We start from the raw sequence: 11748 nt of genomic DNA on the forward strand, positions 1-11748 counted from the left end.
TGCTGTCCCGCCCGTGCATGAGCCCGAAGGAAATCACTTGGGGACCGTGGCGCCCACCGTGATGCAAGAAGGCATTCGATGCACGGTGCATCGCGACAACGCGGCCAGGCAGGCGTCGAAATCCGGCGCCAAGGTGTAATCTGAGTTCCGCCTGAGAGTTCGCGTGATTCGTGACGCGCGGACCAGCTCTTCAGCCAGTTTGGCCCGTGAGCGTGATCGCGATTGATGCCCGCATCCCCGCCACCGCAGGACGACTCTGGAAAAGACGAACGATGGAAAACCATCAAGCTCCTCATGCGTACGCGCCGCGTATCTACTTCATCGATCCCCTGCTCGTCGGCCCGCTCGCGAACTGGCCCGCCCAGTTCGAGCACGCGGCAGGGCTCGGCTTCGATCACGTCCTGATCGGCTCGCCGTTCACGCCCGGCAGCAACGGGCATCGCGAAGCGGTCGCCGATCATCATCGCCTGCATTCCGTCTTCGAATCCGATGCGAGCGCATCCGACGGCCTGCGCCAGCTCGCCGACGCCGCGAAAAAGCACAAGCTCACGCTGCTCGTCGATATCGTGATCGACCGCGTGAGCGCCGAAGGCGGGCTTTATCAGGACAACAAGCACTGGTTTCAGCCGTTCGAAAGCGCGGATGCGCGCCTCGATCCGCGCAAGCCGCCGCGTCAGCGCGACGTCGCGTGGGCGAATTTCGCCGATGGCGAGGCCGCGCATCATCTGACCGAATGGTGGGCGCGCGAGCTGAACCTGCTCGCCGATGCGGGCGTGGGCGGGTTTCGCTTCGATGCGCCGGACGCGGTGCCCGCGCATGTGTGGCGCAGGCTCGGCGCGGCGGTGCGCGAAAAGCATCCGGAGACGCGCTGGCTCGCGTGGACCGTCGGCGTCACGCGGCATGATCTGCACGGTCTCGCCGACGCCGGTTTCGACGCCGTGTTCGCATCGACGCGCTGGTGGGACTTCAAGAGCGCGTGGCTCTTCGACGAGCACGCGGCACTGTCGCGCATCGCACCGCCCATCGCGTTTCCGGAAGATCCGTTCGGCGCGCGGCTCATCAGCGATCTCGCCGATACGAGCGACACCGCGCTCGTCGAACGCGCCTACACGCGCGCGCTCGACACCGCCGCCGCGCTCGGCACCGGCATCATGGTGCCGATGGGCTTCGAATACGGCGTCGCCCTGCCGATGTCGCCGCAATACGGCATCGCGGCGGAATACGAGCGTGCGAAGAGCGAGAAGCGCATCGATCTCACCGCGCGCATCCGGCGTGCGAACGAGTTGCAGCGCAACGTCGGCACGCTCGCGAGCGTCGGCGAACTGCGCGCGCTGACGGGGGCGGGCACGCCCTACGCGGCGCTGATTCGCGCGGATGGCGGCGATCTGCGCCATAGCAGCGACGCCGTGCTCGCCGTCATCAATCCCGATCTCGTCGCGCCCGTGCACGTCGATACGTTGCATCTGCTCGAATCGGTGCCGGGCAACTACACGCGCTTCGCGCTGATCGACGACACGATGGGCAAGCCCGAGCGCCTCGCGCCCTTCACGCTCAAGGCGGGCGAAGTGCGCCTGTATCGCGCGGAAGCCGAGCCGTTCATCCTGCTCGCGCAGCCGCAAGTGAAGCGCGGCGCGAAGGCCGCCGACAAGAAGTCCGTCGCCGAGGCGATCGCCGCGCCGCGCGTGTCGATCGAGAGCGTGACGCCTTCGGTCGATCACGGACGCTTTCCGGCGAAGCGCATCGTCGGCGAGGCGGTGGAGATTCAGGCAGCGATCTTCGCGGAAGGCCACGACAAAATCGCCGCCGCCGTGCAATGGCGCGCCGCCGATGAAACCGAGTGGCACGAAGCGCCGATGACCGCCGTGCAGCCCGCCGGCCTCGATCTGTGGAGCACGCGCATTCCGCTCGAACGCGTGGGCCGCCATGAATTCGTCGTGATGGCGTGGCGCGACGATTACGCGTCGCTCGTCGATCACATGCAGAAGAAGCTGAAGGCCGGTCAGACGGTGGAGCTCGAAGTCGAGGAAGCGAAGCATCTGTTCGCGCTGATCCTCGCCGAAGTCAAAACCTCCGACGATGCCGACAGCGACAGCGCGCCGCTCGAAGCGATCGTCAAGGAATTCACGAAGGCCGACGACGCGCGCAAGCTCGAACTCGTGCTCGCGAGCGCGACCGCGAAAGCCGTTGCAGCGGCGCGGCATCGTCCGTTCCTGTCGCGCGATCCGGTCGTGTACCGCATCGATTCGGAACGCGCCGCCGCGCGCTTCGCGAGCTGGTACGAGATCTTCCCGCGTTCCATGAGCGACGACGTGAATCGTCACGGCACGTTCATCGACGTGATCGGCAAGCTGCCGCGCATCCGCGAGATGGGCTTCGACGTGCTGTACTTTCCGCCGATCCATCCGATCGGCGTCGCGAACCGCAAGGGCAAGAACAACTCGCTGACCGCGCAGCCGGGCGATGTCGGCAGCCCATATGCGATCGGCGGCAAGGAAGGCGGCCACGACGCGCTGCATCCCGAACTCGGCAATCTCGACGACTTCAAGCGCATGCTCGAAGCCGCGCACGAACACGGGCTCGAGATCGCGCTCGACTTCGCGGTGCAATGCTCGCCGGATCATCCGTGGCTCAAGGAGCATCCGACGTGGTTCGCATGGCGTCCCGACGGCACGCTGCGTTATGCGGAAAATCCGCCGAAGAAGTATCAGGACATCGTGAATCCGGACTTCTACGCGCAGGACGCGAAACCCGATCTGTGGCTCGCGTTGCGCGACGTGTTCCTGCACTGGATCGCGGCGGGCGTGCGAATCTTCCGCGTCGACAATCCGCATACGAAGCCCTTCCCGTTCTGGGAATGGGTGATCGGCGACGTGCGCGCGCGCCATCCCGATGTCATCTTCCTCGCCGAAGCGTTCACGCGGCCGCGCGTGATGAACCGTCTCGCGAAGCTCGGCTTCTCGCAGTCGTACACGTACTTCACCTGGCGCGAGAGCAAGCGCGATTTTCTCGAGTACATGCACGATCTCACGCAGACCGATGCGAAGGAATTCTTCCGCCCGAACTTCTTCGTGAACACGCCGGATATCAATCCGCGCTTCCTGCAAAGCTCCGGACGGCCGGGTTTCGTGATTCGCGCGGCGCTGGCGGCCACGCTATCCGGATTGTGGGGCGTGTATAGCGGCTTCGAGCTGTGCGAATCGGCGGCGCTGCCGAACAGCGAGGAGTATCTCGACTCCGAGAAGTACGAACTGAAGGCGTGGGACTGGAACCGGCCCGGCAACATCGTCACGGAAATCACCGCGCTCAATCGCATCCGCCGCGCGAATCCCGCGTTGCAGACGCATTTGGGCGTCAACTTCCTGCCCGCGCATAACGATCACATCCTGTTCTTCGAAAAGGCGAACGCATCGCGCGACAACGTCGTGCTCGTCGCGATCAACCTCGATCCGTTCAACGAGCAAGGCGCGGATATCGAACTGCCGTGGCAGACGCTCGAACGCTGGGGCGTGCATGAGTGGGACGCGATCGCGGTCGAGGATCAGGTGACGGGCGAGCAATTCGAATGGCGCGGACGGCGCCAGCATGTGCGGCTCAATCCGCATTCGCTGCCATTCGCGATCTGGCGCATATCGCCGACATGGGGTTTGCCGAAGCCGCAGCCTGACGCAGCGTGATTCATCGACGTACGAAAGCACACCAAGAACATTGGAGCGAAACGTGGATACAAGGGTGAAGCGCAACAAGAAGGCGTCGATTCTCAACGACGATCCGCTTTGGTACAAGGACGCGATCATCTATCAGGTTCACATCAAGTCTTTCTTCGATGCGAACAACGACGGCATCGGCGATTTTCCCGGCCTGCTCGCGAAGCTCGACTACATCGCGGAGCTGGGCGTCGATGCGATCTGGCTGCTGCCGTTCTATCCGTCGCCGCGCCGCGACGACGGCTACGACATCGCAGACTATCGCAACGTGCATCCGGACTACGGCACGATCGCGGACGTCAAGCGCTTCATTCAGGAAGCGCACGCGCGCGGCATACGCGTGATCACCGAACTGGTCATCAATCACACGTCGGATCAGCATCCGTGGTTTCAGCGCGCGCGTCATGCGAAGCCGGGATCGAATCATCGCAACTACTACGTGTGGTCCGACACGGACAAGAAGTACGAAGAGACGCGCATCATCTTCATCGACTCGGAACCTTCGAACTGGACGCACGATCCGGTCGCGGGCCAGTATTACTGGCATCGCTTCTACGCGCATCAGCCCGACCTGAACTTCGATAACCCGGCGGTCATCAAGGAAGTGCTCTCTGTGATGCGCTTCTGGCTCGACATGGGCATCGACGGGCTGCGGCTGGACGCGGTGCCGTATCTCGTCGAGCGCGAAGGCACGAACAACGAGAATCTGCCCGAGACGCACCAGATCCTCAAAAAGATTCGCGCCACCATCGACGCGGAGTATCCGAACCGCATGCTGCTCGCGGAAGCGAACCAGTGGCCGGAAGACGTGAAGGAATACTTCGGCGACGAAGACGAATGCCACATGGCGTTCCACTTCCCGCTGATGCCGCGCATCTATATGTCGATCGCGAGCGAGGATCGCTTCCCGATCACGGACATCATGCGGCAGACGCCGGACCTCGCCGAAACCAATCAATGGGCGATCTTCCTGCGCAATCACGATGAACTCACGCTCGAAATGGTCACCGACTCCGAGCGCGATTACTTGTGGAACACATATGCGAGCGATCGCCGCGCGCGCCTGAACCTCGGCATTCGCCGCCGTCTCGCGCCGCTGATGGAACGCGACCGGCGCCGCATCGAGCTCATCAATTCGCTGCTGCTGTCGATGCCCGGCACGCCCGTGATCTATTACGGCGACGAGCTCGGCATGGGCGACAACATCCACTTGGGCGATCGCGACGGCGTGCGCACGCCGATGCAATGGTCGTCCGACCGCAACGGCGGTTTCTCGCGCGCCGATCCCGAGCAACTCGTGCTGCCGCCCGTGATGGGCTCGCTCTACGGCTATGACGCGGTGAACGTCGAATCGCAAAGCCGCGATCCGCATTCGCTGCTGAACTGGACGCGCAAGATGCTCGCGGTGCGCCGCTCGAAGCATGCGTTCGGCCGCGGCACGATCCGCTTCTTGCGGCCCGCGAATCGCAAGATCCTCGCGTATCTGCGCGAACTCGAAGGCGAGCCGCCGATCCTGTGCGTCGCGAATCTTTCGCGTGCGCCGCAAGCGGTGGAGCTGGATCTGTCGGAATTCGACGGCTCCGTGCCGCTCGAAATGACCGCCGATTCGCCGTTCCCCGCTATCGGCAAGCTCACGTATCTGCTCACGTTCCCGCCCTACGGCTTCCTGTGGTTCCAGCTTTGCCCGGGCAACATGCGGCCCGCGTGGGCGCAGGCGCCGTCCGAGCAATTGCCCGAGTTCGTCACGATGGTGATTCGCGCCGGCCAGACCGGCCCGACGCCGGAAAACGTCCGGCTGCTCGAATCGGAAGTGCTGCCGAACTATCTGAGCAAGCGCCGCTGGTTCGCATCGAAGGATCAGAAGCTGCATGCGGTGCGCCTCGCCGCGCTGACCACGATCGAAGGCGCGGGCTTCGCGTTCACCGAGATCGAAGCCGATGTCGGCGATCATTGCGAGCGCTACGTGTTGCCGCTGTCGATCGCGTGGGGCACGGAGACGACGTCGCCGCTCTACATGCAGCTCGCGCTCGCGCGCGTGCGGCGCAACCGCAACATCGGGCATCTGACCGATGCGTTCTCGGTGCCGCAATTCACCTATGGCGTGATCCGCAAGCTCAAGGAGCGCGCGGTCGTGCCGACGGTGCAAAAGAGCGAGATCCGCTTCATTCCGACCGAGCTCTTCGACACGCTCAATCTCTATCCCGCCGATCCGCCCGAGATCCGCTGGCTCGCCGCCGAACAGAGCAACAGCTCGCTCGTGATCGGCGACAAGATCGTGCTCAAGCTCGTGCGTCGCGTCGTGGGCGGCATTCACCCCGAAGCGGAAATGAGCCGCTATCTGACGCAACTCGGCTACGCGAACACCGGCCCGCTCTACGGCGAAGTCGTGCGCGTCGATCCGCAGGGCGTGCCGCATACGCTCATCATCCTGCAGGGTTACATCGACAATCAGGGCGATGCGTGGAACTACGCGCTCGACTATCTGCGCCGCACCGTCGATGAGCTCGCGGTCGCGGTCGAATCCGAAGAGCACGCGCAGGAACGCGACGCGCAGGCGGAAGGTTTAGCGGGCTACGGCAACATCGCGGGCATCATCGGCAAGCGGCTGGGCGAACTGCACGTCGCGCTCGCATCGCCGACGGAAGACGAAGCGTTCTCGCCGCAGCGCGCATCGGCCGAGGACGTCGAGGGCTGGATCGACGGCACGCTGAAGCTGCTCGAATCGGCGCTCGACATCCTCGCGCAGAAGATCGGCGAATTCAACGAGCACGACCGTTTCCTCGCGCAAAGTCTGCTCGACCGGCGTGAACTGCTCGTCGATACGGTCAAGAAGCTCGTCGCGCCCGATGCCGATGCGTTGTGCATCCGCATCCACGGCGATTTCCACCTGGGCCAGGTGCTGATGGCGCAAGGCGATGCGTATCTCATCGACTTCGAAGGCGAGCCCGCGCGACCGCTCGACGAACGCCGCAAAAAGACGAGTCCGCTGCGCGACGTCGCGGGCCTGTTGCGTTCGCTGTCGTATGCGAGCGCGGCAGCGCAATCGACGACGGAAAACGCGCCCGCGCAGACGGCGGATCGCAAGCGGGCGCTGTTCGAACGCCTGCGCGCGTTCGCCGAGGAGAGCTTTTTGCGGGAGTACACCGGGGCGATCGCCACGTCGCCCGAAACGATCGCGGCCGAAGACGTGTTTCAGCCGTTGCTCGATCTTTTCCTGATCGAGAAGGCCGCTTACGAAATCCGCTACGAAGCAGCGAACCGGCCGACCTGGATCGGCCTTCCGTTGCGGGGTCTCGCGTCGCTCGCGAGCCGCCTGCTGGGAGACACGGGCGAGCCGCCCGCTCCGGGCACGCGACCCGTATTCGGAGCCAACAAGGACAATCCGGATGGAACTCACCATGAACACTCGTAGCGATCCGGCGGATACCAGGAACCCCGCGCACGGCCTCAATCCGCTCGATATCGACGCACTCGTCGAGGCCCGGCATCCCGATGCCTTCTCGATGCTCGGCCTGCACGAAACCGATCTGGGGCACGTCGTGCGCGTGTTCCTGCCGGGCGCATCGTCAGTAAGCGTCGCGGATGCGGGCAACGGCGAGCATCTCGGCTCGCTCGCGCGCATCCACGATGCGGGGCTTTACGCGGGCTTCGTCACGAGGCCGGCGGCGTATCGCCTGAAGATCGACTGGCACGGCACGCCGCAGGAAACGCACGACACGTATTCGTTCGGCCCTGTGCTCAGCGACGAATGGCTCCACCGTCTCTCGCAAGCCGATCCGTATGCGGTGCTCGAATGCCTCGGCTCGCGGCCCATCACGCATGGCGGCGTCGCGGGCGTGCGCTTCGCGGTGTGGGCGCCGAATGCGCGGCGCGTCTCGGTGGTCGGCGACTTCAACACATGGGATGGGCGGCGCCATCCGATGCGCCTGCGTCACAACGCAGGCGTGTGGGAGCTGTTCATTCCGGGCATCGGCGCGGGCACGCGTTACAAGTACGAGATCGTCACGCGCGACGGTCATACGCTGCCGCTCAAGGCCGATCCGTGCGCGATGCAGAGCGAGAAGCCGCCGTCGACGGCATCGGTCGTCGCGGATGCCGATGCGATCGATCATTACGCATGGACCGACGCCGAGTGGATGAACACGCGCGGCGGCAAGCAGACGCCGCAATCGCCGATCACCATTTACGAGGCGCATGCCGAGTCGTGGCTGCGCGTGCCGGAGGAAGACAATCGCGGCATGAACTGGCACGAGCTGGCCGAGCGTCTGATTCCGTATGCGAAGGGCATGGGCTTCACGCACCTCGAATTCATGCCGATCGCGGAGCATCCGTTCGGCGGTTCGTGGGGTTATCAGCCGCTCGGGCAGTTCGCGCCGTCCGCGCGCTTCGGCACGCCGGAGCAGTTCGCGGAGTTCGTGAATCGCGCGCACGAGGCGGGGCTCGGCGTCATCATCGACTGGGTGCCGGCGCATTTTCCGAACGACGCGCACGGTCTCGTGCAGTTCGACGGCACGCCTTTGTACGAGCACGCGGACCCGCGCGAGGGTTATCACCAGGACTGGAACACGATGATCTACAACCTCGGCCGCAACGAGGTGAGCGCGTTCCTGATCGCATCGGGGCTGGCGTGGCTGAAGCGCTATCACGTCGATGGCTTGCGTGTCGATGCTGTTGCGTCGATGCTGTATCGCGACTATTCGCGCAAGGCCGGCGAGTGGGTGCCGAACATTTACGGCGGGCGAGAGAATCTCGAATCGATTGCGTTCCTGAAGCGGCTGAATCATGAAGTGCGGCAGATTCCGGGCGCGATCACGGTTGCGGAGGAATCGACTGCATGGCCGGGCGTGACGGCGAATGTCGAGAGCGGCGGACTCGGCTTCGACTTCAAGTGGAACATGGGCTGGATGCACGACACGCTGCACTACATGCAGGAAGATCCGGTGTATCGGCAGTATCACCATCATCTGTACACGTTCGGGATGGTCTATGCGTATTCGGAGCGCTTCGTCTTGCCTTTGTCGCACGATGAAGTCGTGCATGGCAAGGGGTCTTTGATCAACAAGATGCCGGGCGACCGGTGGCAGAAGTTCGCCAATCTGCGCGCTTACTTCGGCTTCATGTGGACGCATCCGGGCAAGAAGCTGTTGTTCATGGGCGGCGAGTTCGGCCAGTTCGCGGAGTTCAATCACGATGAATCGCCGCATTGGCATCTGCTCGATGATTCGATGCATGGCGGGTTGCAGAAGCTCGTGCGCGATCTGAATCATCTCTATACGAGCGAGCCGGCGTTGCACAAGCTGGATAGCGATTCGCGCGGCTTCGAATGGCTCGTCGGGGATGACAACGCGAATAGCGTTTATGCGTATCGGCGTACGGATGCCGAAGGGCGCGATCTCGTCGTGGTGTGCAATATGACGCCGGTGCCTCGTCTGGCTTATCGGATCGGGTTGCCGCGGCGCGGGCGGTGGAGCGAAGTGTTCAACTCCGATGCTTCCATTTATGGCGGGTCGAATATGGGGAATGGCGGGGTGATTCATACGGATGACTATCCGAGTCATGGGAGGGAGCAGTCGGCGGCGTTGACATTACCGCCGTTGGCAACCATCGTGTTGCGGGCCGATTGATGGTTTTTTTTCGCCGGATCCCGTAATCGCGTCGGTCTATCAGCGTTGCCCCGCACAGGGGCAGTGCTGATAGACCACTAAGAAACCGGGATTCCATAGAAGCGCAAGCAATACGAAGAGCAAGAGCAGGAAACAGCAAAGGCAGAAAAACCCCAAAAGGATGCGCCAACATGGCAAATGCACTCCCCGACAAGTTGCTCCCGGGCGCGCCCTACCCGCTCGGAGCCAACTGGGACGGTCTGGGCGTCAACTTCGCGGTGTTCTCATCGAATGCTCATCGCATCGAGGTATGTCTCTTCGACAGCACCGGCCGCAAGGAACTGATGCGCTTCGACCTGCCCGAGTGCACCGACGAAATCTGGCACGGCTATCTCCCCGGCGCGCACCCCGGCACCGTCTACGGCTTTCGCGCGCATGGCCCGTATCAGCCGCAGCAAGGTCATCGCTTCAATCCCCACAAGCTGCTGCTCGATCCCTACGCGAAAAAGCTCGTCGGCCCCTGGCGATGGTCCGACGCCCTCTTCGGCTATCGCGTGCATTCGAATCGCCTCGACATGTCGATGGATCGCCGCGACTCCGCACCCGCGATGCCCAAATGCATCGTCACCGACGACGCCTTCGACTGGTCGCGCGACGTGCGCCCCGACACGCCCTGGGGCGAAACCATCGTCTACGAAACGCACGTGCGCGGTGCATCGATGATGCGCCACGACATCCGCCAGCACGAACGCGGCACCTTCGCCGCGCTATCGTCGCCTTGGTTCATCGAGCACTTGCAGAAGCTCGGCATCACCGCCGTCGAATTTCTTCCGGTGCACGCGTTTCTCAACGACCGCTTTCTCGTCGAACGCAGTCTCAGGAATTACTGGGGCTACAACACCGCCGCGTTCTTCGCGCCCGAGCCTTCCTATCTGTCGACGCATCGGCTCAACGAAATGCGTATCGCCGTACGTCAACTGCACGCGGCGGGCATCGAAGTGATTCTCGACGTCGTCTATAACCACACTTGCGAAGGCAACGAACTCGGCCCGACCGTCTCGTGGCGCGGCCTCGACAACGCAAGCTACTACCGCCTCATTCCCGGCGACGAACGTCACTACATCAACGAAACCGGCTGCGGCAATACGGTGAATCTGTCGCATCCGCGCGTCTTGCAGATGGTGATGGACTCGCTGCGCTACTGGTGCACGGCGTTCAACATCGACGGCTTCCGCTTCGATCTCGGCGTCACGCTCGGCCGCGAAGGCCACGGCTTCGATCCCGGCTCGGGCTTCTTCGATGCCGTGCGCCAGGATCCAGTTCTCTCCACGCGCAAGCTCATCTCCGAGCCGTGGGATATCGGGCCGGACGGCTATCAGGTCGGCAATCATCCGCCGGGCTTCGCGGAATGGAACGACAAGTATCGCGATGGCGTCCGGCGTTTCTGGCGCGGCGATGCCGGCATGCGCCCCGATCTCGCCGCGCGTCTCACCGGCTCGGCGGAACTTTTCAACCGGCGCTTCAGGAAACCATGGGCGTCGGTTAACTTCGTCGCGTCGCACGACGGCTTCACGCTTGCGGACGTCACCGCGTATTCGCACAAGCACAACGAAGCGAATCAGGAAGGCAACAACGACGGCCACAACGAGAATTGCAGCGCGAACTGGGGCATCGAAGGTCCGACCGACGATCCCGCGATTCTCGAAGTGCGCGCGCGTCTCGCCCGCTCGATGATCGCGACGACGCTGCTCTCGCTCGGCACGCCGATGCTTCTCGGCGGCGACGAATTCGGCCGCACGCAGCAGGGCAACAACAATGCCTATTGCCAGGACAACGAGATTTCGTGGATCGACTGGGACGCGGCGCAAAGGCCCGCCGGCGTCGAGATGACGGAGTTCGTCGCGAAAATTATTGCACTGCGCAAAAACTACCCGGTGTTGCGCGAAACGCGCTTCCTTTACGGCGACCGCGAAGTGCTGCCGGGACTCTACGATGTCAGTTGGTTCGATGAACGCGGCAACGCGCTCGCGATCGAAGCATGGCAGGACCCGGAAGGCCGCGCGCTCACGCTGCGGCGCGCGGGCCCGGGCGTCGACGGTGAAATCGACGTGCTGCTGCTCATGTTCAATGCATCGTCGCAAACGCTCGTGTTCACACCGCCCGCGCCGCACTTGGAATGGAACGTGCTCTTGGATAGCGCGGAGCCCGATTCGGTGACGCGGCCTCTCGTCGGCAGCGAGTTGGAAGTGGCCGCGCACAGCGTCGTGGTGATGCTGGCCGAGCCGACCGGCGATGCCGACTGGCAAGCGGTCTGGATGGCCGGCGCGCATCAGGGGCCGCGTCTTCTGACGGCATTGCCGCCCGATCCGGGCACGATGCCCTCGCATCGCGATTCCGAGATCGATTCGCCTCACTGACGCACAACCCATACGCAGTCCACC

4 protein-coding genes are annotated in these 11748 nt (G+C 63.6%); all 4 read left to right on the forward strand.

The features are described 5' to 3' along the window. Positions 1 to 272: 272 nt before the first annotated feature. The 4 genes from QCE58_RS28775 (at position 273) to glgX (ending at position 11724) form a co-directional block, all read left to right on the forward strand. Positions 273 to 3674, forward strand: coding sequence for a maltotransferase domain-containing protein (locus QCE58_RS28775; RefSeq protein ID WP_175982522.1), 3402 nt, complete (start codon positions 273 to 275; stop codon positions 3672 to 3674). Positions 3675 to 3705: 31 nt separating this feature from the next. Beyond that, a complete protein-coding gene (treS, locus tag QCE58_RS28780) occupies positions 3706 to 7116 on the forward strand; it encodes a maltose alpha-D-glucosyltransferase (RefSeq protein ID WP_051079077.1) in 3411 nt (1136 codons plus the stop codon). Beyond that, a complete protein-coding gene (glgB, locus tag QCE58_RS28785; RefSeq protein WP_250521500.1) occupies positions 7103 to 9328 on the forward strand; it encodes a 1,4-alpha-glucan branching protein GlgB in 2226 nt (741 codons plus the stop codon). Before treS ends, glgB begins: the two co-directional genes overlap by 14 nt. Before the next feature lie 170 nt (positions 9329 to 9498). Then, positions 9499 to 11724, forward strand: a complete 2226-nt coding sequence (gene glgX, locus QCE58_RS28790; RefSeq protein WP_250521499.1) for a glycogen debranching protein GlgX — start codon at positions 9499 to 9501, stop codon at positions 11722 to 11724. Positions 11725 to 11748 lie beyond the last annotated feature (24 nt).

It is taken from the genome of Caballeronia sp. LZ028, assembly GCF_031451415.1.
In the GTDB taxonomy this organism is placed as follows: domain Bacteria; phylum Pseudomonadota; class Gammaproteobacteria; order Burkholderiales; family Burkholderiaceae; genus Caballeronia; species Caballeronia zhejiangensis.

What these genes read in the sequence shown, in the direction of transcription:
- QCE58_RS28775 (WP_175982522.1), top strand. Translation starts at nt 273, where the DNA reads ATGGAAAACCATCAAGCTCCTCATGCGTACGCGCCGCGTATCTACTTC.
- glgB (WP_250521500.1), top strand. Translation starts at nt 7,103, where the DNA reads ATGAACACTCGTAGCGATCCGGCGGATACCAGGAACCCCGCGCACGGC.
- glgX (WP_250521499.1), top strand. Translation starts at nt 9,499, where the DNA reads ATGGCAAATGCACTCCCCGACAAGTTGCTCCCGGGCGCGCCCTACCCG.